This window comes from Stieleria mannarensis, assembly GCF_014154935.1.
Classification (GTDB): domain Bacteria; phylum Planctomycetota; class Planctomycetia; order Pirellulales; family Pirellulaceae; genus Stieleria; species Stieleria mannarensis.
Window position 1 is genome coordinate 54764 of record NZ_JACEHH010000016.1, and the last position, 24529, is coordinate 79292.

Annotated in this window: 17 protein-coding genes; 12 read left to right on the plus strand and 5 right to left on the minus strand. The window is 60.2% G+C overall.

Going from position 1 to position 24529, the window contains the following annotated elements:
* The first annotated feature begins 8 nt into the window (after nt 1–8).
* From H1B37_RS12740 to H1B37_RS12750, 3 genes are all read left to right on the plus strand, one after another.
* Nucleotides 9–1268: a beta-ketoacyl-[acyl-carrier-protein] synthase family protein gene (locus tag H1B37_RS12740; RefSeq protein WP_182867045.1), complete on the plus strand. Its 1260-nt coding sequence runs from the start codon at nt 9–11 to the stop codon at nt 1266–1268.
* 522 nt (nt 1269–1790) lie between these two features.
* Entirely contained in the window at nt 1791–2051 is a 261-nt protein-coding gene (locus H1B37_RS12745; RefSeq protein ID WP_147866671.1) for an acyl carrier protein, read from the plus strand.
* A gap of 36 nt (nt 2052–2087) precedes the next feature.
* Nucleotides 2088–3506, plus strand: a complete 1419-nt coding sequence (locus H1B37_RS12750; RefSeq protein ID WP_353620828.1) for a phytoene desaturase family protein — start codon at nt 2088–2090, stop codon at nt 3504–3506.
* Nucleotides 3507–3817: 311 nt separating this feature from the next.
* Here H1B37_RS12750 and ppdK read toward each other — a convergent pair whose 3' ends face one another.
* Nucleotides 3818–6457, minus strand: a complete 2640-nt coding sequence (gene ppdK / locus H1B37_RS12755; RefSeq protein ID WP_182867046.1) for a pyruvate, phosphate dikinase — start codon at nt 6455–6457, stop codon at nt 3818–3820.
* Between the two features lie 727 nt (nt 6458–7184).
* Here ppdK and cysS point away from each other — a divergent pair.
* The 3 genes from cysS to ruvA all read left to right on the plus strand — a co-directional run bounded on the left by cysS (nt 7185) and on the right by ruvA (nt 10035).
* Nucleotides 7185–8753, plus strand: a complete 1569-nt coding sequence (cysS, locus tag H1B37_RS12760; RefSeq protein ID WP_353620829.1) for a cysteine--tRNA ligase — start codon at nt 7185–7187, stop codon at nt 8751–8753.
* Between the two features lie 59 nt (nt 8754–8812).
* A complete protein-coding gene (ruvC, locus tag H1B37_RS12765) occupies nt 8813–9307 on the plus strand; it encodes a crossover junction endodeoxyribonuclease RuvC (protein ID WP_220498189.1) in 495 nt (164 codons plus the stop codon).
* A 98-nt stretch (nt 9308–9405) separates the two neighbouring features.
* Complete coding sequence (gene ruvA, locus H1B37_RS12770; RefSeq protein ID WP_182867048.1) at nt 9406–10035, plus strand: Holliday junction branch migration protein RuvA; 630 nt, start codon at nt 9406–9408, stop codon at nt 10033–10035.
* A 248-nt stretch (nt 10036–10283) separates the two neighbouring features.
* On the opposite strand, the gene rny is transcribed toward ruvA, so the two are convergent.
* On the minus strand, nt 10284–11873 hold the full coding sequence (rny, locus tag H1B37_RS12775) for a ribonuclease Y (RefSeq protein ID WP_286177694.1): 1590 nt from the start codon (nt 11871–11873) through the stop codon (nt 10284–10286).
* Between the two features lie 338 nt (nt 11874–12211).
* Here rny and tilS point away from each other — a divergent pair, with 338 nt between their 5' ends.
* Together tilS and H1B37_RS12785 are read left to right on the plus strand one after the other, a co-directional pair.
* Complete coding sequence (gene tilS / locus H1B37_RS12780) at nt 12212–13255, plus strand: tRNA lysidine(34) synthetase TilS (protein WP_182867049.1); 1044 nt, start codon at nt 12212–12214, stop codon at nt 13253–13255.
* Between the two features lie 147 nt (nt 13256–13402).
* Complete coding sequence (locus tag H1B37_RS12785; protein WP_182867050.1) at nt 13403–15508, plus strand: FAD-dependent oxidoreductase; 2106 nt, start codon at nt 13403–13405, stop codon at nt 15506–15508.
* A gap of 310 nt (nt 15509–15818) precedes the next feature.
* Here H1B37_RS12785 and H1B37_RS12790 read toward each other — a convergent pair whose 3' ends face one another.
* The gene (locus H1B37_RS12790) at nt 15819–17531 is read right to left on the minus strand and encodes a cation:proton antiporter domain-containing protein (RefSeq protein ID WP_182867128.1); all 1713 of its coding nucleotides are present in this window, start codon (nt 17529–17531) and stop codon (nt 15819–15821) included.
* 571 nt (nt 17532–18102) lie between these two features.
* On the opposite strand from H1B37_RS12790, the gene H1B37_RS12795 reads away from it, so the two are divergent.
* Nucleotides 18103–18687 carry a GNAT family N-acetyltransferase gene (locus tag H1B37_RS12795; protein WP_182867051.1) on the plus strand — a complete coding sequence of 195 codons (585 nt, stop codon included), beginning with the start codon at nt 18103–18105 and terminating at the stop codon, nt 18685–18687.
* A 234-nt stretch (nt 18688–18921) separates the two neighbouring features.
* Here the strand turns inward: H1B37_RS12795 and H1B37_RS12800 are convergent, their stop codons facing one another.
* Nucleotides 18922–20715, minus strand: a complete 1794-nt coding sequence (locus H1B37_RS12800) for a 30S ribosomal protein S1 (RefSeq protein ID WP_182867052.1) — start codon at nt 20713–20715, stop codon at nt 18922–18924.
* Nucleotides 20716–20741: 26 nt separating this feature from the next.
* Between H1B37_RS12800 and H1B37_RS12805 the strand changes: the two genes are divergently transcribed.
* Nucleotides 20742–20900: a hypothetical protein gene (locus H1B37_RS12805; RefSeq protein ID WP_182867053.1), complete on the plus strand. Its 159-nt coding sequence runs from the start codon at nt 20742–20744 to the stop codon at nt 20898–20900.
* A gap of 237 nt (nt 20901–21137) precedes the next feature.
* On the opposite strand, the gene H1B37_RS12810 is transcribed toward H1B37_RS12805, so the two are convergent.
* Nucleotides 21138–22241 carry a glucose 1-dehydrogenase gene (locus tag H1B37_RS12810; RefSeq protein WP_182867054.1) on the minus strand — a complete coding sequence of 368 codons (1104 nt, stop codon included), beginning with the start codon at nt 22239–22241 and terminating at the stop codon, nt 21138–21140.
* A gap of 636 nt (nt 22242–22877) precedes the next feature.
* Between H1B37_RS12810 and H1B37_RS12815 the strand changes: the two genes are divergently transcribed.
* Together H1B37_RS12815 and sufC are read left to right on the plus strand one after the other, a co-directional pair.
* Nucleotides 22878–23576, plus strand: a complete 699-nt coding sequence (locus H1B37_RS12815; RefSeq protein ID WP_286177696.1) for a helix-turn-helix transcriptional regulator — start codon at nt 22878–22880, stop codon at nt 23574–23576.
* Between the two features lie 51 nt (nt 23577–23627).
* Entirely contained in the window at nt 23628–24452 is an 825-nt protein-coding gene (gene sufC / locus H1B37_RS12820) for a Fe-S cluster assembly ATPase SufC (protein ID WP_182867056.1), read from the plus strand.
* Nucleotides 24453–24529 lie beyond the last annotated feature (77 nt).

Genomic DNA, 24529 nt, shown 5'->3' on the forward strand with positions numbered 1-24529 from the left:
CCAGCACAGTGATCGCCCCCAATCTCGCCTCTGAATTACCCGACGACCAGCGCATCGTCATCACCGGAATCGGATTGACCGCCCCCAACGGAAACGACTGGGGCGAGTATCGCGAGGCCCTGTTGGAGAAACGCAGCGGCGTCAAACCCTATGAAATCCGCTACTTCGGCAAGACTCTGGCGGGCATCTGTGACTTCGACACCCGCCGGTACCAAACCAAAAAAGACCTCCGCCGCGGGACACGTGCCGGCAGCGTCGGCGTTTACGCGGCCAACGAAGCGATCAAGCATGCGGGGATCGACTGGGAAAACACCGACAAATCACGCGTCGGCATCTACGTCGGCGTGACCGAACACGGCAACGTGGAAACCGAGAACGAGATCTATGTGATCAAGGGATTCGACTACGACACCAGTTGTTGGTCGCACCACCACAATCCCCGCACGGTGGCGAACAACCCCGCCGGTGAAATCGCGTTGAATCTGAAAGTCACCGGGCCGCACTACACCATCGGGGCCGCCTGTGCCGCCGGCAACGCCGGGATCATCCAGGGGGCGCAAATGCTGCGGCTGGGCGAATGTGACGTGGCGATCGCCGGGGGGACCAGCGAAAGCATTCACACGTTCGGGATTTTCGCCAGCTTCAACAGCCAGAACGCTTTGGCCAGCCATGAGGATCCCGCCAAGGCGTCGCGTCCGTTTGACGTCGACCGCAGCGGCATTGTGGTCGCCGAGGGCGGCTGTCTGTACACGCTCGAGCGGCTGGGCGACGCAAAGAAGCGGGGCGCGGAAATCTACGGCGAACTGGTCGGGTACGCGATGAATACCGACGCGACCGACTTTGTGTTGCCCAATCCCGAGCGGCAGGCGGAATGCGTGCAGATGGCGCTCAAGCGGGCCGGGCTGCAACCCGACCAGATCGACATCGTCAGCACGCACGCGACCGGAACGTCCAGCGGAGACGCCCAGGAATGCTCCGCCCTGCGGAGCGTCTTCGAAGGTTGCGAGAATGTGCGGATCAACAACACCAAAAGCTACATCGGGCACGCGATGGGCGCCGCCGGGGCGTTGGAACTGGCCGGCAATCTGTCGTCGTTCCGCGACTCCGTCGTCCACCCCACGATCAACGTCGACACGCTCGATGAAGATTGTCGTTTGCCCGGGTTGGTGCTCAACGAAGCCCAGGAGCACCGCAAGGTCGATTACGTCCTGAACAATTCTTTCGGCATGCTCGGGATCAATTCGGTCGTGATCATCGGCCGGGTGTGATTCGGCAGCGCCTTGATTTCAGACGCTGCCTGGGGCGAAGTGAATGTCTCTCGCAGGGCTTGGCCCTCCTTGCAGACATTGTGTCTACGCAACTTGAAATGGCTCCCTTCTCCCCCGGCTTTGCGCACAGAGAAGGGCTGGGGATGAGGGGGGCAGCCGGCCGGAACTTGGTCGGGTGTAAGGCCCCTCACCCCCAGCCCCTCTCCCCAAAACAGATCGCAGTCACCGTCACTCTGCGGTCAAAATCTGTTTGTGCGATCTGTTTTGGGGAGAGGGGTGCCATGCGTTAAATTGCGGACCGATTCGTTTGGCCATCGATGCCTGCCGGAAGGGTTTTGCCTAAACCCACTGAGCTCCTCGGTGAAGAAGTGGTTCTGCTCGCTGGCCGCGGCGGGGAATCCAAATTTCGTCGCTCTCGGGCACTTCGAAATTTGATCTCCAGGCGGTAAGATGGGCGGCCCGGCAATTCCTGCTTCCGCACCGTTTTCAATCCGCCCGCTTTCAACCCCATCTCGAATAGCAATGACGCCTGCCGAAATCCGCGACGAAATCCTGGACATTCTCGAAGACATTTCGCCGGACGAAGACCTGGACGATCTGAAAGACGATGTTGCGTTCCGGGAACAGCTGGAACTCGATAGCATGGATTTCCTGGACATCGTGATGGAGCTGCGGAAGCGGCACCGCGTCCAGATTCCCGAAGAGGAGTACGGGGAGCTGGCCAGCATGGCGTCCACAGTGGCGTACCTGGAGCCCAAGATGCGTGACATCGTCAAAACCTGATCCCGCGGCTTTGGCCGTCAAAGCGTTGGAATTCTCGTGACCGAGCCGTCCGTAGCCGAACATTACGACACGATCATCATCGGCGCCGGGATGAGTGGCTTGGCAGCCGGGATCCGTCTGGCCCACTACGACCAACGTGTCTGTATTCTTGAACGCCACTACACGATCGGCGGCCTGAATTCGTTTTACCGCATGGGGGGGCGCGACTATGACGTCGGCCTTCATGCGATGACAAATTATGCCAAGCGGGGGACGAAGAAGGGGCCGCTGGCAAAGCTGATTCGGCAGCTGCGTTTCCGCTGGGATGATTTCAAGCTTGCCGAGCAAATCGGGTCGTCGATCCGCTTTCCCGGTGTCTCACTGGATTTCAGCAACGACATCGGGTTACTGGAAAACGAGATCGCGGAGCGGTTCCCCGGCCAGGTCGATGGATTCCGCTCGCTGTGTGACTCGTTGTTGGATTATTCCGACATGGACGGGACCGACGAGCGGTTCATGCGGTCGGCGCGCGAGGTGATGGCGGAGCATTTGAGCGAACCGCTGCTGATCGAAATGTTGCTCTGCCCGTTGATGTGGTACGGCAACGCCCGTGAAAACGACATGGACTTCGGCCAGTTCTGCATCATGTTTCGGGCCTGCTATCTGGAAGGATTCGGGCGTCCGTTCAAGGGTGTGCGGGTGATCCTGAAGAATCTGGTCCGCAAGTTTCGTGGGCTCGGCGGCGAGCTAAAGCTTCGAAGTGGCGTTTCGAGGATCCATGTGGAAAACGGCCGCGCCGCCGGTGTCGTGCTGGACAACGGGATCGAATTGACTGCGACCCGGATTCTGTCTTCGGCCGGCAACATCGAAACGATGCGGCTGTGCGACGACGTGACCGAAGTCGACGTCGCACGGGCCGGAAAACTCTCGTTTATCGAATCGATCTCGATCCTGGATCGAATGCCCCAGTCGTTCGGGTTCGATCGAACGATTGTGTTTTACAACGACAGCGATTCGTTTCATTGGAATCGCCCCGACGATGACCTGTGCGACGCGCGGACGGGCGTGATCTGTTCGCCGAACAATTACATCTATGAAGACGACGAAGGCGAGTTGCCTGATGGCGTGCTGCGGATCACGACGCTGGCCAACCATGATCGCTGGTGCGAGCTGCCCGATGCGAAGTACCAGGCGGAAAAGGTACGGCAGTACGAATTGGCCGTCGCCTCTTCGGTGCGTTTCATGCCGGATTTTCGTCAGTACGTGATCGACACCGACGTGTTCACCCCCAAGACGATTCGCCGCTTCACCTGGCACGACAACGGGGCGGTCTACGGCGCGCCGACCAAGCAACTCGATGGCACGACCCATTTGCCGAACGTGTTCCTGTGCGGCACCGATCAGGGGTTTGTCGGCATCGTCGGCGCGATTGTCAGCGGCATCAGCATGGCCAATCGGCATTGTTTGCAGCCGTAGCGGAAGCCGCCAAGGCTTTCGTCCCGCGTGACCGCCCGGGGGCGAAACTCTTGGCGAGTTCCGCTACGTAGGCGGTGTGGCGTAGCGGAAGCCGCCAAGGCTTTCGCCCTGCACGATTGCCCGGGGTCGAAACTCTTGGCGAGTTCCGCTACGTAGGCGGTGTGGCGTAGCGGAAGCCGCCAAGGCTTTCGTCCTGCACGATTGCCGGGGGGCGAAACTCTTGGCGAGTTCCGCTACGTGGGCTGGCACAAAAAAAAGACCCGGCTGAACACAGCCGAGTCTTTTCCTGATTTCGGTCGATTGCCGATGCCCTAGCCGTTGGTGATCGCTGCTTGGGCGGCGGCCAAGCGGGCGATCGGCACGCGGAACGGGCTGCAGCTGACGTAGTTCAGCCCGGCTCGGTGGCAGAAATCAACGCTGCTCGGATCGCCGCCGTGTTCACCACAGATGCCGATCTTGAGCGCCTTCTTGGCCGAGCGGCCTTTGGTGACGCCGAGTTCGACGAGCTGGCCGACACCGGTTTGGTCCAGCGATTGGAACGGGTCGACTTCCAGGATCTCTTGATCCAGGTAGTCGGGCAGGAAGCCGCCGATGTCGTCACGGCTGTAGCCGAACGCCATTTGGGTCAAGTCGTTGGTGCCGAAGCTGAAGAAATCGGCGTGCTCGGCGATTTCGTCGGCCGTCAGGCAGGCACGCGGGATTTCGATCATGGTGCCGATCGAGATGTCCAGGTTGCCATCGAACTTCTTGGCGGCCACGGTCTTTTCGATCGTCTCTTCGACCTTTTTCCGCAGCAATGCCAGCTCTTGGTAGGTCCCGACCAGCGGAATCATGATTTCCGGGTGCGCCTTGACCTTCTTCTTGGCACAGCTGATCGCGGCCTCGGTGATCGCTCGGACCTGCATCTCCAAGACTTCGGGGTAGGTGATGCTCAAGCGGCAACCGCGGTGGCCGAGCATCGGGTTGGCTTCGTGCAGCGCTTCGATGCGTTTCTTGATGTCCGATGCTTTGACACCCAATTCGGTGGCCATTTCTTTTTGCGCGGCCGTGTCATGGGGCAGGAACTCGTGCAGCGGCGGGTCCAGCAAACGGATCGTGACCGGCAGGCCGGACATCGCTTTGAAGATGCCTTCAAAGTCCTTGCGTTGGAACGGCAGCAGCTTGGCCAGTGCCTCGCGTCGCTGCGGCTCTTCCTCGGCCAGGATCATCGCCCGCATGTGGATGATTCGGTCTTGCTCGAAGAACATGTGCTCGGTACGGCACAGCCCGATGCCTTCGGCACCGAAATCGCGGGCGCGCTTGCTGTCGGCGGGCGAATCGGCGTTGGTTCGCACGGCCAGCGTGCGGTACTCGTCGGCCCACTTCATCAGTTTTGCGAAGTCGCCGGACAGCTTGGGCTCTTGCGTTTCCACGGCCCCGAGCATGACTTCGCCGGTCGTTCCGTCCAGGCTGATCACGTCGTTGACGCCAATGGTTTTCCCATTGACCTTCATCTGCTTTTTCTTTTCGTTGATCTGCACGTCGGACGCACCGGCGACGCAGCACTTGCCCCAGCCTCGGGCGACCACGGCCGCGTGGCTGGTTGCACCACCGGTGCTGGTCAGGATGCCGACCGCGGCGCTCATGCCGTCGACGTCTTCGGGGCTGGTTTCGCGACGCACCAGGATGATTTCTTCGCCGGCATCTTTCCGTTCGCGAGCCTCTTCGGCCGTGAAGGCGGGCTTGCCGACTGCCGCACCCGGTGAGGCGTTGATGCCCTTGCACAGCACTTCGGCGGCGTTGCGGGCGGTGGTTTTGAAGCTGGGCAACAACAGCTGCGTCAACGCATTCGGCGGCACTCGCATGACCGCTTCTTTTTGGTCGATCAGCCCTTCTTTGACGAGGTCACAGGCGATCTTGACCGCCGCGATGCCGGTTCGTTTTCCGGTTCGCGTTTGCAGCATGTACAGCGTGCCACGCTCGATCGTGAACTCGATGTCCTGCATTTCTGCGTAGTGGTTTTCGAGCGTCTTTTTGACCTCGAGCAGCTCTTTGTGGATCGCGCGGTTCCACTTCGGCATTTCGGCGACCGGCTGGGGCGTACGGATCCCCGCCACCACGTCTTCGCCCTGAGCGTTGATCAGGAATTCGCCGTAGAACTTGTTTTCACCGGTGTTGGGGTTTCGGGTGAACGCGACGCCGGTGCCCGAGTCATCGCCCATGTTTCCATAGACCATCGACTGGACGTTGACGGCGGTTCCCAGCAGGTGGCGGATGCCTTCGATCTCGCGGTACTTGACCGCACGGTCGGTGTTCCAGGATCCGAAAACGGCCTTGATCGACAGTTCCAATTGGGCGACCGGGTCTTGGGGGAACACCTCGCCGGTGTGCTCCTTGTAGACCTCTTTGTAGGCTTCACACAGCTCTTTCAGGCCCTCGGCGGGCACTTCGGTGTCGTCGGTGACGTCGTACTTTTTCTTGATCTTGTCAAACGCGACTTCGAATTGATGGTGGTCCATGCCCATCACCACGTCGCCGAACATGTTGATCAGTCGACGGTAGGCGTCGTAGGCGAATCGCTCGTTTTTGGTCGCTTTGGCCAACCCTTCGGTGGATTGGTCGTTCAGCCCCAGGTTCAAAATGGTATTCATCATCCCGGGCATGCTGACCGCGGCACCGCTGCGGACGCTGACCAGCAGCGGGTTTTCCTCGTCACCGAATTTTTTGCCGAGCTCCTTTTCGAGCTTTCGGATCGCTTTGCCGACTTGGTCGATCAGGCCCTCTGGCAAATGCTTGCCGGCCTTGTAGTACTGGTCACAGACTTCGGTGGTGATCGTGAATCCGGGGGGGACCGGAAGTCCGATGGAGGTCATTTCGGCGAGGTTCAATCCTTTACCGCCGAGGAGAGCTTTGGGTTTGCCTTTGCCTTCGGTTTTTGTTTTACCGAAGTAATAGACCATCTTGTTCGCCATGGTTGTTCTCTATCGAAACCGTCTCAGAAGGGGCGTGAGCGTGCGGAGTGTGTGTCGCTATCTTCAGTCAAAACAAGGACTTACGTATACCGGCGCCGCTGTCGCTCGTGGAGAAAGTAGGAGTCACTCGGGAGTCATCGGGGGCGTGGTTGCTCGGCATGGTGTCGCCGCGAATCACCGCTGTGATCCGCCTGGGAGGCCCGATCGATTTCACCTCGTTTCGGCCAAGCGGGCGTAAATCTATTTGCGACAAGCGGTTTGGTCAATGAGAGGGGCCCAAGGAACCTTGGCGCCGAGGAGGGTTCGGCGGATTTGGCGGACTTGCGCGAGGCCGACACGCGATGGACCGGGCAGGAGGATGCCAGCGGGAAGCGTCACGGCCTGTTGATCTAATCAGCCGCACGGCGCTAGCCGCGGTTCTCGCCGCCGCAAAACCGGGGCTAGCGCCCATCGGCTAATCGTTAGCTGTTTCATTTCGACTAAATCAACAGGCCGGTCAGCGAGCGGCCCGTGCAGAGAGGCAGAATGATACGGGGCAGAATGATGGGGAGGCGGGCCAGGCGGATCCGGTCGATGGAATTGTTTTGCCCCCATTGTTTTGCCAATCCCGCCGCCCTTCTCCAGCTGCTTGGGATCTGTTCGGTGAATCGGGCTCGGCGGGAACCCCTTGCATCTCTACAATTCGCATCTTTCGCCCCGTCACTCCATTTTTGCCTGCCCACCGACCGTGACAAAGCCAGCCAGCCAGCTTCGCGTCTACAACACGCTGACGAAAACCAAAGAGCCCTTCGAGCCGATTTCTCCGCCCGCGGTGGGGATCTACCTGTGTGGCCCCACGGTGTATGCCGAATCACACATCGGCCACATGGTCGGCCCCGTCATCTTTGACACCGTCAAACGCTACTTGCGCTACAGCGGCTACCAGCCGACCTGGGTGGTCAACATCACCGACGTCGACGACAAGCTGATCAACAAGAGCAAGGAGCGCGATCTGCCGGTGTCCCAGATCGCCACGGAGATGACGGCCGATTACATGGCCAATCTGCGCGAGCTGGGCGTCAACCAGATCGATTACATGCCGCGGGCGACCGACCACATGCCCCAGATCATCGGCTTCATCGAGCAGCTGATCGAAAAAGGTCACGCCTACGAAGTCGACGGCGACGTCTTTTTTGACGTCGTTAAAGATCCCAACTATGGCCAACTTTCTAATCGCAGCGTCGATGACCAGCAGGGCGAAGGCGGCGAGGCGGCTGCGAAGAAACGTTCCTCCGGTGACTTCGCGCTCTGGAAATCGGCCAAACCCGGGGAGATTTCCTGGGACAGCCCCTGGGGACGCGGCCGACCCGGTTGGCACATCGAATGCTCGGCGATGAGCCACGAAATCCTGGGCAAGACCTTCGACATCCACGGCGGTGGGTTGGACCTGATGTTCCCGCACCACGAGAACGAACTGGCCCAAAGCGGATGCTGCCACGACGCCCCGATGGTCAAGTACTGGATGCACAACGGGCTGATGCGATCCGAAGGCAAGGGAAAGCTCGGTGGCAAGGGCGACCGTGAAGAATCGGCCGAAGAGGCGGCGGCGGGGAAAATCAGCCGCTCCAAGGGCGACGGCGGTTTGAGCGCCCTGATCCGACGCCACACCGGAACCCGGATCCGATTTTTCTTGCTGCGAACCCACTACCGCAGCACCATCCTGTACAGCGAAGCGGGGCTGGAAGAAGCCGGTTCGGCACTGGATGGTTTCTATCGGCTGTTCGAGCGATTCGAAGAAATCACGGGAATCTCTTTCTATGACGACGACGGTCTGAAACCTGCCAAGACGCGTGCGGAGGGCGATTTTGATCCCGGCAAGGACGACTTGCTGAAACAGGTGCACTCGCTGCGAGAAAAATTCATCGCCGCGATGGACGATGACTTCAACACCGGGGCGGCGATCAGCATTCTGTTCGATTGGTTGCGCCTGCTGAATCGTTATCTGAACGAAAACACGCTCGCCGCCGGTGCGGATGCTCAATTGCCCGAGGTTGTCGCGTTGATTGCAGCGATGCGATCAATGAAAGAGCTAACCAACGTGCTGGGTTTGTTCGGCAAACCACCAGTCGCCGGCGGCGGCGATGAAGTCGCCCAAGAGTTGCTCGACAAGACGATTCACTTGTTGATCGATCTCCGCAAGGAAGCCCGGGAGCGCAAAGACTATGCGACCGGGGATGCCATCCGAAATCGTCTCGGCGAACTCGGCGTGGCACTGTTGGACAAGAAAGAAGGCACCAGCTGGGAATTGACCTCATGAACTCCCATGCGGCGGTCAAGTTGGGCGGTGCCGCGGCAAGTCAGACGCCGGTAAAGATTCTGGGCATTGACCCGGGGCTCAACACCACCGGTTACGGCGTCATTCGTGTCCGTCACGGCCAATTCCAATTGATCGAAGCGGGGATCGTTCGCAGCAAGGCCAAGGCATCGATCGAATCGCGGTTGCTGGAGATCTACAGCGGCGTGGCGGAGGTCCTCGAACAGCATCAGCCTGATTTCCTGGCCCTGGAGCAATTGTTTTCCCACTACTCGCGGCCCAAGACCGCGATCTTGATGGGCCACGCCCGCGGAGTGATCTGCTTGGCCGCCGCAGCCGCCGGAGTGCCCGTGAAGAGTTTTGAACCGACGAAGGTTAAGAAGGTCATGACGGGCAACGGCCATGCGCCCAAACACCAGATGCAATTGGCGGTGAAGTTGCAATTGAACTTGGCCGAAGTCCCCGAGCCGGCCGACGTCGCCGACGCCCTGGCGATCGCCGTCTGCGGCTTTCACCTCAGCCACAATCCGCTGTTCGCATCGCCCACCGTGGGATAGGCTTCCAGCCTGTCGTTTCATCATCATCCGCACTCGCGCCAAGGCGACCCTTGGGGACGAGTGTGCTATTCCGTTTCCCCATACCAATTGCATTACCCGTGATTCTGAACATCGCCGGAAAGCTGACGCAGGTGACCGAGTCGTCGATCGCGATTGAGTCCTCGCCGTTCGAATACGAGGTTTTGGTCGGCGACTACACGCGCCGGCAACTGCAATCCAAAGTCGGCCAATCGATCCGCTTGCACACGATGGATTACATCGAAGGCAACGCGCAGGGAGGCGGTCGGTTGACGCCGCGGTTGGTCGGATTTGCGACCGAGCCGGAGCGGCAGTTCTTTGACCTGTTTTGCAGCGTGGACGGCGTCGGCGTGAAAAAGGCGCTCCGCGCGATGGTCCGTCCGGTCAAAGAGTTGGCGGTGATGATCGAACAGCAAGACGCCAAGGGGTTGTCGGCACTGCCGGGGATCGGACCGGCGACGAGCGAACGGATCATTGCCAAACTGCGACGCAAGATGCCGCGGTTTGCGTTGATGGTCGACCAGGCCGGCCCGGCCGGCGAGACGGATTCGGAAAGCAATCAAGTCGTCAGCGAAACCTTCGACGCGTTGATCACGCTGGGACACGCCGAGGCCGAAGCGCGGCGATTGATCGACGAAGCCTTGGCAACGAAGAAGAAGTTCAAAGACACCGAAGCATTGCTGACGGCGATCTATCAAAAGTCGGTTTGACGCCCGGTTTTTCCACTCTTGATGGGGATCAGGTAAGAAGATTTTGGAGGTAAGAAGATGATGCGATGCATCTCTCATTCGATTCGGCCAATTTTCTTACCCCAATAATCTTCCTACCACTCCGCCCGAGCATGGTGTCCGGCCAATCGGTAAGAGGCAGCAAGGGAGCAGAATGATTCGAGGCGAAATGATTGAGTCAATGTTGGGTAACGCCACTCAGCTGATCTCGCCATCCGCCGGAGGGTGCGCTATTTCGCGACTTCGGTGAACGTCGTTTCGCGCAGTGCGGTGACTTTGATTTCACCGGGGTACAGCAGTTCGCGTTCGAAGGCTTTGGCGATTTCATGACAGACGACGGCGGCTTGTTCATCACTGGTGGTCGTGCTGTCGATGATCACACGTAGCTCGCGACCGGCGCTGATCGCATAGGCTTCGCGGACGCCGTCAAACCGCCGGGCGATGGATTCCAATTCTTCCATCCGTTTGATGTAGCGTTCCAACGACTCGCGACGCGCCCCGGGGCGGCTGGCGCTGCAGGCGTCGGCGGTCGCGACGACCATGGTGTAGGGGTGTTCGACCACGATCTCGTCGTGATGGCCGAGCGCCGCGTGAACGACTTCGGCACATTCGCTGTGCCGACGCAGCAGGTCGGCGCCGATCTTCGGGTGACCGCCTTCGAGTTCGTGATCGGCGGCTTTTCCGATGTCGTGCAGCAATCCACAGCGGCGGGCCAGGTCGCCGCGCATCCCCAGCATCTCGGCGATCATCCCGGACAGAAACGCGACTTCGATACTGTGTCGCAGCACGTTTTGGCTGTAGGAGGTGCGAAAGTGCAGCCGGCCGAGCATCTCGATCAATCGATCGCTCAGCCCCGGCACGTCGACTTCATCGGCCGCCTCGCGACCTTTCTGCATGACCAGTTGGTTGATCTCCTTTTTCGTTTCCTCGACGACCTCTTCGATTTTCGAGGGGTGGATGCGCCCGTCGGCGATCAGACTGGTCAGGGCGCGTCGGGCGATCTCGCGGCGAACCGGATCGAACCCGCTGACGATCACCACGCCGGGCGTGTCGTCGATGATCACGTCGATGCCGGTGGCTTTTTCAAACGCCCGGATGTTGCGTCCTTCGCGACCGATGATCCGGCCCTTCATGTCGTCGGTCGGGACGTCGACGGTGCTGGTGGTGGAATCGGCGGTGAATGCCGAGGCGTAGCGTTGGATCGCGGTGAGCAGCATTTCGCGGCTCTGCTGCTTGATCGTCTCGTTGATCTGCTTCTTTTTCTTCAGCAGCAGCTTTCCGCGTTCGTGTTCCAATTCGTCATCGAGCGCCTTCATCAGTTGCTCGGCCGCTTCGGCACGCGTCATCCCGGAGACCGCTTCGAGCACCTTTTTTTGTTTGCGTTCCAGCTCATTCAGCTCGTCGCGCTGTTGAGTCAGCGATTTCAGCCCGGCGTCCAGGCGTTGTTGGCTGTTTTCCAGGCCGCGTTGCTGCTTACGCAAGTCGGCTTCCTGGTTATCCAGCTGTTCGGCTCGGCGATCGAGGATCTGTTCGCGGCTGAGTTGCAGACGCCGCGATTCGGCCAACTCCGCCTCGCCTTTGGATTTGATCTCCAGCGCCTCCTCTTTGGCTTCCAACAGGATCTGCGTCCGCAGCGCTTCGGCCTCGCGGTTCGCCTCGTCCATCAACTTGTCGGCTTTTTCCGCCAGACGGATCTTGTAGGCGGCCGCTTTCCAGCGTTGATAGCCCATCATCAACACCGCACCGGCGAGGACTCCGGCGAGTGAATAGAGAAAAAAGACTTCGTCGAGAAACGATGCGAGGGGAAGGGGGTTAGGCAAGGGAGGCTCGAATGGCGTATGTAACTGCGCAGCCGCGCTCAGATGGATGCAATAGACCGGTAGACTAGGGGAATGCGGCAGGTAAAACCTCGCCGATCATTCGAGGAAGATCCTACCAAATTTCCCTTCGCCGTGGGTGGTTGGCTGGGCAACCGTCGCGGGTGGAATGGCCGGGCGTCGGCTCACGAAGCCCGTGTCATTCGTGCCTCCCCGCCTTTCCGCTCGGTTGTGGACGACGCGAGGAGTCCTTCGCAGCCGGCAATCCGAATCGACTCGTCGCCTCGTCCACGACCTGAAAATCAAGCTGCCGCGGAATACTAGTTTTTTTACGCGTTTCGATGACAAATCCGAGTCCCTGGCAAGAGTTCTGCGACGCGATCGAATCGGCATGGCCGGTGTCGCGATACCGTGACGTCGGCGTCGTGGTCGGCTGCAGCGGGGGCGCCGATAGCGTCGCGCTGCTACGGTGTCTCGCCGAAGCCACACGTCCGCGGGCAGGCACCACGCCGCCGTCGGGGTTCCTCGTCGTGGCTCATTTCAACCACCGGTTCCGCGGCGAGGCCTCCGATGGGGATGCCGAATTCGTCCGGCGATTGGCCGATCAGCTCGGACTGGCTGTCCAGATCGAGTGTGGCGATGCGACGGCGCGAGACGAGGATTCGGCGCGGAATCACCGCCGTGCATTCTTTCGCAAAGTGTTGGGCCAGTACGGCGCCCGCTACTTGGCCCTGGGGCATTCTCGCGACGACAATGTCGAAACGGTGTTGTACCGGATGATGCGCGGCACCGGGCCGCTGGGGATGGCCGGGGTCGCGCCCTTTCGTCCGTTCAGCGAGGATCTCGCTGACAGCGATTTTGTGATCGCGCGACCGATGCTGGCCCTCGGTCGCGACCAGATTCGAGGCGCGCTGCGGTCGATCGGTGCAACTTGGCGGGAGGACGCGTCGAATCAATCCAACACCTATCGTCGCAATTGGATCCGCAACGAACTGTTGCCCGCGATGGAAACGCAGTTCCCCCACGCCGCGACGGCGATCGCCCACGCGATCGAAGGCCAACGGCAATGGATGGACGCCTTGCAACCGGTGATTGATCGCTGGATCGAAGACCATCAGGTCCGTGAAGTCCCGCTGACGCTGCGGCGGCTGGACGGGGACGTCGCCGCATCGCCGGCCGAGCAAGCGGTTGCGATCGAGGCCCTGCGGCGTTGTTGGCACCGCGCCGGTTGGCCGCTGCGTGACATGGGACGCCACCACTGGACGCGGGTCGTCGCGATGCTCCGCGGCGATGGCCCCGACGCGCTGACCTTGCCCGGCGCCGTCGACGTGCGACGGGATCAGGAAGCGGTTGTCTTCGTCCGTCGCGACCCCGTATTTCCGTAGCGGAACTCGCCAAGAGTTTCGGCCGACCCTGCGGTCGCGTGGCGAAAGCCTTGGCGGCTTCCGCTACGATCCACATCTACCGTCTTTCGCAGTTAGACTGTGGAACGCATCGCTAATGTCATCACCCCAACTAAACCTTATTTCTTAATGAAGACAAAACTCTTGCTGTCGTGGCTGATCTTTGCCGTGACGTTCACGCCGGCGATCGCCGACGAAACGACCAACGCAGACGTCGTGATCTACGGAGGGACGTCGGCGGCGGTGACCGCGGCCGTGCAGGTCAAACAGATGGGCAAGTCGGTGGTGATCGTCTGCCCCGACGAACACCTGGGCGGTCTTTCCAGCGGCGGTCTGGGATGGACCGACACCGGCAAGAAAGAGGTGATCGGCGGACTGGCACGCGACTTCTATCACCGAGTCTATCTGGAATACCAAAAGCCGGAATCATGGCAGTGGCAGACCCGCGACAGCTATGGCAACAAGGGGCAAGGCAATCGGGCGATCGACGGTGAAAACCGGACCCAATGGATCTTTGAACCCCACGTCGCCGAGAAGGTGTTCGAAGACTACATCGCCCAATACGCGATCCCGGTTCATCGCGACCACTGGCTCGATCGCCAATCCGGCGTCGAAGTGGTCGATGGACGGATCGTGTCGATTCGCATGCTCGGCGGCCAAACCTACCGGGCCAAGGTGTTTCTGGATGCCACCTATGAAGGCGATTTGCTGGCCGCCGCCGGTGTGCCCTACCACGTCGGGCGTGAGTCGGTGGCGCAATACGGCGAGAATTGGAACGGCGTGCAAACCGGTGTGTTGCACCATCAGCATCACTTCGGCAATCTGCCGCCGATCAGCCCCTACAAAATCCCCGGTGATGCAAGCAGCGGCGTCCTGCCGCGAATCAGCAGCGATCCGCCCGGGGAAAAAGGTTCGGGCGATCATCGCGTCCAGGCCTATTGTTTTCGAATGTGCTTGACCGATCACCCGGACAACCGCGTCCCGTTCGCCAAGCCCGAGGGGTATGACCCGTCACAGTACGAGTTGCTCGCACGGATCTATCAAGCCGGTTGGAGAGACACGTTCCGCAAATTCGACCCGATCCCCAATCGTAAGACGGATACGAACAACCACGGGCCGATGAGCACGGATAACGTCGGGTTCAATTACGACTATCCCGAAGCCTCCTACGAGCGCCGCCGCGAGATCATTCGCGAACATGAAACGTATCAAAAAGGCTGGCTGTACTTTCACACCACCGACCCGCGGGTTCCCGACGAGATTCGTACGGCGATGCAATCGTGGGGTTTGGCGGCGGATGAATTCACCGACAACGGGAACTGGCCACACCAGATCTACGTTCGCGAAGCGCGTCGCATGATCGGCAAGTACGTGATGACGGAGAACGAGCTTCAAAAGCGCCGGCCGACCCCAAAGTCGGTCGGAATGGGATCCTATTCGATCGATTCGCACAATGTTCAGCGCTACATCACACCCGAGGGATACGTCCAAAACGAAGGTGACATCGGCGTGTCGACCGGAGGCCCCTATCAAATCTCGTATGATTCCCTGGTCCCGAAACAATCCGATTGCACAAACTTGCTGGTTCCGGTTTGCGTGTCCAGTTCGCACATCGCGTTCGGTTCGATTCGGATGGAACCGGTCTTCATGATCCTGGGGCAAAGCGCCGCGACGGCGGCCGTGCTGGCGATCGAGGCTGGTTCGGCCGTTCAGGATGTTTCTTATGATGACTTGAGAGCACGGCTGGAGGCCGATGGGCAGGTGCTGCAGCACGAGGGCGGCGGAGGCAGCGGCGCGGCACTCCGCCCGGGCGATTTTGCTGGGATCGTGTTGGACAACGTTGCCGCAAAACTGGACGGTTCATGGCAGCCCAGCCAAGCCAATCATCCGCATTTTTTGGCCGGCTACCTGCACGACGGCAACGCCAACAAGGGGCAGTCGACGGCAACGTTCGAAGTCGCGTTGGACGCCGGGACGTACGATGTTCAGATCGCGTATCCTGTCAATAACAACCGCGCGAGCAATGTCCCCGTCCAGATTGTCCATGCCGACGGGGAGGAATTGGTCAAGTTAAATCAACGCAATAAACCGACGGTCGAGGGCACCTTCACCTCGCTGGGCCGCTACCGTTTTGACGCCGGCACCCCGGCCCGCATCGTGATTACAAATCAAGCCACCGATGGTTACGTGATCATCGATGCCGTGCGATTGGTGCCGGTGAAGGAAGGCGAGTGACCGTTGTTAGCCCAGAAGGCTGTTTCACTATGCTGCGGAATTCATCCCGCAGCACTTGCCCAAAGGGCATGCACATCCATAGCCTGGGGTTACGCCCGGATTCGCTGAGGCTCATCCGGTCTTACCCCAGGCTAAGTTGTAGATCGCCGTTGGCGAACCGAGCACAGTGATCTTTGATGACGCACGGAACAAAAGCAACTGAACCCATCAATAATGCAATCGACGTCCCGAGGGAGGGTGGCATTACTTGTTTGATGGCTTCACGTTTCAGACGCGACGGCCCGGAAGGGCCGGCGTACCCGGTGGGGGCTTACGGCCGCAGCCCGGCTTGGTCGGCGGCGTCTTCCAGGAAGTAGTTGATGTCGGCGTGCTTGTCGGCGTGCAGGACTTCGTAGGCGTGGGCGGCGCTGCGGGCGTGATAGAGTTGTTCGACCAGGTTGGCGTCACGTGTGATCGCGGTCGCGAAAGCGGAGAGCACTTGCAGGTGGCGACTGCGTTCCATTTCCGGCGTTGCCAGCAGCAGGACGGCGTGGACGCGGCGGTCGTCAAAGGTGTCGAATTGCAATCCTTCGGCACTGAGTCCCAGGACGCCACGAATCTCGTCGCCCTCTCCGTCGTCCAGGATCGCGTGCGGGATCATCAACCCTTGGCCCAAATAGGTTGACAGCTCGGCATCACGGGCCAGCACCCGCGCGACAAACTCCTCCTGTGGAATTTGCATCTTGGAGGTCGCGTACAGTTGCGACGCCAATTGTCGGATCGTGCCTTCGCGATCGCTTCCGGACAGCCCCACGGTGATGCGATGCTCTTGCAGGAAGTCCAGCAGCCGTGGGCGGTCCTTGTGGTCTTCGTCGGCCCGCGACAAGGCGAACCGTGTCGCGCTGGGGCCGAGCAACTGGTTGATCGCCAATGCGGACAATCCGACCGTGTTGACGATCGTTCGGACCTCCTCGCTGAAACCGGATTCCTCGCCCGAGACCAGCAGGATCAATCCGACCGCGACGCCGCCGTGAGGCAGCAGCGCGATGCCCAGGTAGCCGCGGACGTTGGCCGTCACGCCGGCCAGGGACATGGCCGAAAACGCGCTGATGCATTTCCCCATCAGGCGGGCAAAGAAATACAGTCCGACCAGTGCCGCGGCGCTGGGGACAAGGCCGAAATCCAATCGCATGCCGGCAAAGGTGTAGAACAACGCGAACAACGCGCCACCGATGGTTTGCAAATAAGCTTCGCCCGAACGAACCAGATCGTGTTGGAAATTCGTCAGCACGATGCCCGCAAAGGTGCACGCAAGGATCCCGCCGGAGGTGCCGAAACCAGCGGCAAAGCCCCACGAACCGAGCACCGCGGCAACGATCGTCGGTCCCAGAAACGCGGGGCTGACGATGGTCCGCGTTAACGCGATCGCGATCAGGGCGCAGCCGCCGCCGATCGCCAGCGTGATGCCGAATTGAACGACCACGCTTTGCAGTGCATCAGACCATCCGGATTGGGCGCCCAAGAAGGTCGTGATGAACACAAACACGGCAACGGCGACCATGTCGATCAAGCCGATCGCCGCCAGCAAGGTGCGTGTCAAAATGCCCCGCGCCCGAGCTTCCTGGATCACCAAAACCGTCGTCCCCGGAGCCCCCGCGATCGCGATCGCCGCCAGCAACAACGCGGCCTGGGTTGTCATCGAATCGCCGCCGGGCAGCAGCGGCCCGGCAAAATAAAGCAGCGCGCCGACCAGCACCGGTGTCACCAACGTTTCGCCCAGCAATAACAGCCCGATGCGTTTTCCGGTGTTCCGCAGACTGGCGAAATACAGCGTCGCACCCACGGTGAACGCGATGAATCCGAGCACGAAGTGCATGTAGGGCAGGAACCGGTCCAGGCATTTCGGATCCACGTCGGTGTTCATGCCGGGCAGGGCAAGCCAGCGCAGCAGGATGCCCGTCGCGATCCAGCCGGTCACCTTGGGCATGCGGAGTAGCGCGAAAAGTTCGCCGCCGACGATCCCGGTCACCAGCACCGTCGCCATGTTCAGCAGCGGATCTTCCAGGTGAAGATTAACGGAGTTGTGCAACAATGGTGCGGTCCTCGCCGATCAAGCCAACTAACGATGTGACACAGGTTGGTCACCCCCGGCCGGTGGCGGATCCCCCGCCCACCGGTTGGTTCCGCCCCGATGCGCCCCCTGCGGTGTTGAGTGCGTCCCCGAAGTCCGGTGAGCCCCCAATGTAAGGCCTTCACCGGCCAGCGGATACCTCAGCGCGCGGCACCTCCTCGACCGAGTGGCTACGATGAACGCTTTGGCCCCGATGCGATGTCAGCGTTACGTTTTTCCCGTGGGACGTCGATTCGATTGCTGCAGGGTTGGGCAACCGATTTAGATTCTCTCCCACTGGAAGAGACCGCGTTTGCGCAGCAAGCAAACGCCAGAGAGGGCTCAGGTCGCGAAAGCCTTGGCGGCTTCCGCTACGGGGCGAAAGCCTTGGCGGCTTCCGCTATGGGGCGAAAGCCTTGGCGGCTTCCGCTATGGGGCGGAACAGATCATTGAATTACGGCTCAGTGAAAACATCGGGCCGACGAGAGTCTGGAGGAATCATCGCGTGGCTTTGATCATCAAGCCGACCGAGCGGCGGGAGATCGAAGCGATCTTTGCGCTGCGGCACGACCCCGACGTGCTGTTGCACCAGTATCGCCCCCGCCGCAACGAGACTCCCGAATCGTTTGCCCGCAAGCTGGAAGCCCCGCCCAATCCGCTCGGCATGTCGTTTCGCTGCACGTCGATTTTGGTCGACGATGTTTTGGTCGGACACGTGATGCAGCATTTCGGTCCCGCCCCGGACCCCAGGCTCAACGCGTGTGAATGTGGCTGGAATCTCGCCAAGTCTCACTGGGGACAGGGCATCATGACGGAAGCACTGACCCTGTTATTCGCCCAGCTGTTTGAAGAAGATCCCAAGCTGTTGATCTTCGCCTCGTGCTTTACATCGAATCAGCGAAGTCGTCGGGTGATCGAAAAGCTAGGGTTCCGCCGAGATCAAATGCACTGGTTCGTCTGGTTGACCCATTTCGTCCGCAGTCGCGGGCGGCGGATCGAGCAGTTTCGATTGGATCGGAGGGGATATCGGTTGGCGCAGGCGCATCTGGCCGCGGTTGAATCGTTGGAGCGGGAGTCGGCTTCGGATTAACCCACCGATGGCAATGCGTACCCAGGGATGTCACTCAGCCAAGGATCCGAGAGGGCAACCGGCCATCGATGGGAGTCAGGCGAGGGAGGGCAGAATGATGTGGGGAGCGGAATTTGGCGGAGGTCGGCCACTGCGTTTGGACTGCGCAATAAAAAAACGGAGCCGAGTTGGTCGGCTCCGTTTTCGTCGTTGGTGATTTCCAGGGCGCGTGGCGTTTCCTGTCGGTGTCGGTGATCAGCCGCCGGTCGGGAACAGCGGGCCTTCGCCGCTTCCCAGGCCACCCTTCAGGTCGCCCTCTTGGGCGGGCATGCTGCCGGCTTCGGCGGCCTCGGCTTCCGCCGCGGCACGTTCTTGCTCTTCGCCCCAGTCGACTCGTTTGAGCGACAGGCCGATCTTTCGCTCGTCGGTGTCGACACGCAGCACCTTGACCTCGATCTCGTCGCCAACCTTGACGACTTCTTCCGGGTTTTCGACCTTGTGCTCGGCCAGTTCGCTGATGTGCAGCAAGCCTTCCAAGCCGTCTTCCAAGCCGATGAAGACACCGAAGTTGGTGATCTTGGTGACGTTGCCCTTGACCAGTTGGCCGGGCTGGTACTTGTCCGGAATGTCGCCATCCCAGGGATCGTTATCGAGTTGTTTCAGACCCAGTGCGATACGGCGACGTTGTTCGTCGACGCTCAACACGCGGCACTGCAACTCTTGGCCTTTCTCCAGCAATTCGCTGGGGTGACCGATCTTGCGAGTCCAGGACATGTCGCTGACGTGCAGCAGGCCGTCGATGCCTTCTTCCAGCTCGATGAACGCACCGTAGTTGGTCAGGTTGCGAACCTTTCCGGTCACGTCGGTGCCCTCGGGGTAACGCTCCAGCACGTCGTCCCACGGGTTCTTTTGGGTCTGCTTCATGCCCAGCGACAGTTGCTGGCCTTCGGGGTCGACGCCCAGGATCTTGACCTGGATCTTGTCGCCGATGTTGACCAATTCGCTGGGGTGATTGACCCGCTTGGTCCAGCTCATTTCGCTGATGTGCACCAGGCCTTCGATGCCCGGTTCCAGTTTGACGAACGCACCGTAGCTCATCACGTTGACGACTTCGCCATCGTGGTTGGAATCCACCGGGTACTTCTCTTCGATGTTTTCCCACGGGTTGCGGTCTTTTTGCTTCAAACCGAGCGCGATCTTTTGCTTTTCGCGATCGATGTGCAGCACCTTGACTTCGATTTCCTGGTCGATCGAAACCATTTCGGTCGGGTGCGAGATGCGTTCCCAAGCCATGTCGGTGATGTGCAGCAGGCCGTCGATACCGCCCAGGTCCACGAAGGCACCGAAGTCGGCGATGTTCTTGACGATCCCCTTGCGGATCTGTCCGACCTCGAGTTCCTGCATCAGGTACGCGCGGTCTTCTTCGCGTTGGTTTTCGATCAGCGAGCGTCGGCTGATGACGATGTTGCGGCGGGTGTCGTCGATCTTCAAGACTTCGGCTTGGATCACGCGGCCGATGAAATCGCCGATGTCGCCGGGGCGTCGGATATCGACTTGGCTGCCCGGCAGGAAGACGTTGACGCCGATGTCGACCAGCAAACCGCCTTTGATCTTGCGGATCACGGTACCGGTGACGACCTGGCCTTCGCCGATCTTCTTGATGATGTGTTCCCACTCGATGATCTTTTCCGCTTTGCTCTTGCTCAGCGCGATCATTCCGTAGGGGTCGTCGGCGGCCCCGTAGTTGTCTTCCATTTCCTCGATGAGGACCTGGACGGTGTCACCGACGGAGGGTTTGGTTTCGTCGGGGCCCCATTCGTTCAGGTTGACCGTGCCTTCGCTTTTAAAGCCGACATCGATCAGAGCCCATTCATCGTTGATTTCAACGATTTTGCCGTCAACGATCCGCCCTTGGGCGTACTCTTGCTGCTCGGCGTGCTGCAGGAAATCGAGCAGCCAATCCTCCGTCTCCTCCTCTGGCGCCATGACGGCCAGATCGTTGAGCATGTCATCGTCTTCGAGGGAACGGATCAGATTGCGGTTGACCATGAATTTTTCCGATTCGGAATCTGTTGATGAGTCCAGAAAATGCCGGCGAGCCGAACCAGCGGGTTCGACCGGGAGATGCGGCGACACATGACGCCACGACAAAAGAGGCTTCTGCCGTCAAACGTCCCGCGGATTCAGGGGCGGTCTGGAGTTCGCGGCGACAGATTCGTGGGTTGGAGGAATGAATTGAGATCCGCTGCCGACGCCGCCCCGGTTGTGGTGGAAGGTCGCGGCGAACACTGGCAAAATGGCGGTCGGATTCAATCAATTCGATCCGACCAGGTGCATCCCGCCAGGCGCAGGGTCGGGCAACATGCCCGAAAAATCGTAGCGGGGAAGCCTACCAGACCCCGAGGACCCCCACAACAGCATTTTTCGGTATTCGCCGATCGTTGCATCCCGACCAGCTCGCTCCAGCCCGATCAGCCCTCGGCGATATCCACGAACACCTTCAAGGCGTCCTTGTCCTCGACCAGCAACCGCATCATCTCCTGGTAGTTGTCCATTCCGTCGACCGGGTGGGTCAGGATTTTGTCCAACACGCCGGGGAACATCATGTCGCCCAACGCCAAGTCTCGGATGCCACTCTCGAAGTGCGTGCGGTTGGCGTTGACGCTGCCCAACAGCAATTTGTTGCCCAGCACCCAGTTCAAATTCACGCTGTCAGAAGGAATTTCGATGTTTTCGTCGCCGCCAGTGATGCTGGTCCAAACCACCACGCCGTTGTGCCCGACGTGTTGCATCGCTTGGAACGCCAGCTTGCTGCTGCCGGTCGCGTCGACGATCAAATCCGGCTTGCCCGTTTGGGCGACCAGTTCGTCCAACGACGTTTCGCGGGTGCTGACGTAGTTGGCCTCCATCCCCATGACGATTTCGCTTTTCAGGTTCGGAGCTTCCCCGCGTGCCAGCGTGTAGACGTCCAGCCCACGGAGCTTGAGGATCAGTGTGGTCAGCAATCCGATTTGCCCCGACCCGAGCACGTAGGCCAAGTGTGGCCGCCAGACCTTCATCCGGTGCTGGGCCTCGTAGGCCTGTTGGACCGCCTTGGCCGCACAACTCATCGGTTCTTGCAACACGTGCAAATGCTTCAGCCCCTCGGGGACCCGGACAATGTACTCCTCTTCGTCGGCAAACTTTTCCGTCATGAAGCCGTGGCGCAGGTTGATACCGCGCTCGTAGTACGTCTCCTCGCTGGTCATGTCGTTGGTCCCGATCACGTCATAGATCGATCCGCCCGGTCGACGGACCGTCGCGGTGACGTAGTCGCCCGGTTTGACGCGGCGGACGTTGGGGCCAACGGCTTCGACGATGCCGAACGACTCGTGGCCGATCACCAGGAAATCATCTCCCTGGGGCGCGTTGCCGTACAGCGCCTCGTTGATCTCGCGGTCGGTCGCGTCCACGCCGACTTTCAGGGTTTTCACCAGCACCCCTTTGCCATCGGGGAACTGATCCAACGACGGCTCTTCGATTTCGGTCAGGTGAACGCTATTGGGAGTGCCCGGGGTAACCGCGACAGCTTTCATCGGTATCTACGTAGGTCAAAGGGGGGGAGAGGCGTGGAGCGGGGAGCTTCAACGCCGAGGACCCGATGGCCCCCGGCGGACGCGAAATCGTAGCAATCGGACGCGGCGGCGGTCAGGGGGCGCGATCGCTTCTTCCGCCCTCTCGCCCCCGTTCCAAGGCCACCGTGCCCAGGCTCCGGCCTGGGAACGCGATTCCCGTGACGGCCTGCTGATTGAATCAGCCGCCACGCACTAGCGTGCGGTTCCTCCGCCAATCGCCGTGGAAGCATATAAACCGTGAGCTAGCGCTCATCGGGTAATGAATAATCCGGGCTAGCGCCCATCGGATGATCGCTAACTTGTTCACTTCGACGAAACTAACAGGCCCGTGTGGTCTATGTCACGACCAGCCGCCAGAGCGGTTGGTTCTGCTGGTCCCCCCCATCATGCTTTCTGGGGTGTCAGCTGGGTTAACCGGCGCCGATTCGTCGCAGCCGGACGGGCGCAACTGTCTTAGCGGGGGTGAAATTGCCGCTGCCCCGTTCCAGCGGGGAATCTGGCGTTCTTTTTAAACAACGATGGTTGTCAAAAAAGGTCGGTGCTGCAACAGTAGGGGTGTCGTCTTTCTCGTTCCAGATTCCCCTTTCAGGCCGTGCGATGAAACCTGAGCCGTCACCGGAAAGCGGGCCGATCCGCTCGGTCGATCGCGAATTGTTGCTGGCGATGCGCAGCGGCGAGCTGTACGGGATTGGGGAGCTGACCGAGGAGTTGAGCGTCACCGCGACGGCGGTCCGCCAGCGGATCGAGCGATTGCTCGGCCGCGGGATGATCGATCGCGAGAAAGTCGTGGCCGGTCGCGGCCGTCCCACGTACCGATACCGAATCACCGAACAAGGCAAGCGGATCACGGCAGCCGATTCGACCGAGTTGGCCGAAGCGATGTGGCAGGAATTACTGTCGATCGAAGACCCCGAGCTGCGAACTCGGATGCTCCGCAGCGTGGCGACGCGGTTGGGTCGCGAGTATGCGGCGCAGTTGGATGAAACGGCGCCGCTAGAAGAACGCATGCGAGTGCTGTCGCGGTTGTTGAAATCGCGGCGGGTCGTCAGCGATGTGATTTCGGCGGGTGAGTTGCCGGTTTTGGACATCAACGCATGTCCTTATCCGACGCTGGCCGATGGCAGCCAGGACCATTCGATGTGCCGGCTTGAGGAGCAAGTGCTATCGGAGGCACTCGGCAAACCGGTTCAATTGAGCCAATGCCGGCTCGATGGCGATTCCTGTTGCCAGTTTTCTCCGGCAGAGACATCGCCGGCAAGTTCGTCTGCCGACGGCACGACCGCCGATGTCGACTGACACGACGGAACGATCAAACACCTTTTTACACCCACCATTGCAACCATAGAAATGACTCACGTTCTGAAAATTGAAGACCTTCACGTGTCGGTCGGCGACAAGCCGATTCTCCGGGGCGTCAACTTGACCATCAACCACGGCGAAACACACGCCCTGATGGGCCCCAACGGCAGTGGCAAGAGCACCTTGGGGTTGGCGATCATGGGCCACCCCGGTTACGAGGTTACCTCCGGTTCGATCACACTGGACGGCAAGGACGTGTTGGAGATGGGCCCGGACGAGCGAGCTCGCGCGGGCATCTTCATGGCATTCCAACGACCGATGGCGATCCCCGGCGTGAAGATGGCGGATTTCTTGCGTCACGCGACCACCAATGTCCGGCGTCCGGACCGCAAGGAAGGGGAGGAGCTGATTCCGATGCGTGAGTTCCGCAAGGAGCTTCGCGAGAAAATGGAACACCTGCGGATGGACAGCGAGTTCGCCCGACGTTACGTCAACGATGGGTTCTCCGGCGGCGAAATGAAACGTGCCGAGATCCTGCAATTGGCGATGTTGCAACCCAAGTTTGCCGTGTTGGATGAAACCGATTCGGGGCTCGATGCCGACGCCGTCCGATTGGCCAGTGAGTCGATCGCGGACATCGGCCACCAAAAAATGGGGCTGCTGATCATCACCCACCACGACAAATTGCTCGAGCACAATCCGCCGGAATTCACCCACGTCATGCTGGGCGGACGGCTGGTCGAAACCGGCGGCAAAGAGCTTGCCGTCGAACTGCACCAACACGGTTATGACCGCATCCGAAAAGCCTATCCGGATGCCGAAGCATTGAACCAAAAACTGCTTGCCGAAGACGCCGAAGAAGCACTGGCGTAACGCCCTCGGCAACAAAGGCCTGGGCAACGAATGCCCTGGCAAACTGAAACTCACGAATCATCCCCATCTCCGTTTTG

Coding starts and splice junctions, on each gene's coding strand:
- H1B37_RS12815 (WP_286177696.1), top strand. CDS start 22,878: ATGAAACCTGAGCCGTCACCGGAAAGCGGGCCGATCCGCTCGGTCGAT.
- tilS (WP_182867049.1), top strand. CDS start 12,212: ATGACAAATCCGAGTCCCTGGCAAGAGTTCTGCGACGCGATCGAATCG.
- H1B37_RS12745 (WP_147866671.1), top strand. CDS start 1,791: ATGACGCCTGCCGAAATCCGCGACGAAATCCTGGACATTCTCGAAGAC.
- H1B37_RS12805 (WP_182867053.1), top strand. CDS start 20,742: ATGAGTCCAGAAAATGCCGGCGAGCCGAACCAGCGGGTTCGACCGGGA.
- H1B37_RS12800 (WP_182867052.1), bottom strand. CDS start 20,715: ATGGTCAACCGCAATCTGATCCGTTCCCTCGAAGACGATGACATGCTC.
- sufC (WP_182867056.1), top strand. CDS start 23,628: ATGACTCACGTTCTGAAAATTGAAGACCTTCACGTGTCGGTCGGCGAC.
- ppdK (WP_182867046.1), bottom strand. CDS start 6,457: ATGGCGAACAAGATGGTCTATTACTTCGGTAAAACAAAAACCGAAGGC.
- H1B37_RS12790 (WP_182867128.1), bottom strand. CDS start 17,531: ATGGCGACGGTGCTGGTGACCGGGATCGTCGGCGGCGAACTTTTCGCG.
- H1B37_RS12810 (WP_182867054.1), bottom strand. CDS start 22,241: ATGAAAGCTGTCGCGGTTACCCCGGGCACTCCCAATAGCGTTCACCTG.
- H1B37_RS12785 (WP_182867050.1), top strand. CDS start 13,403: ATGAAGACAAAACTCTTGCTGTCGTGGCTGATCTTTGCCGTGACGTTC.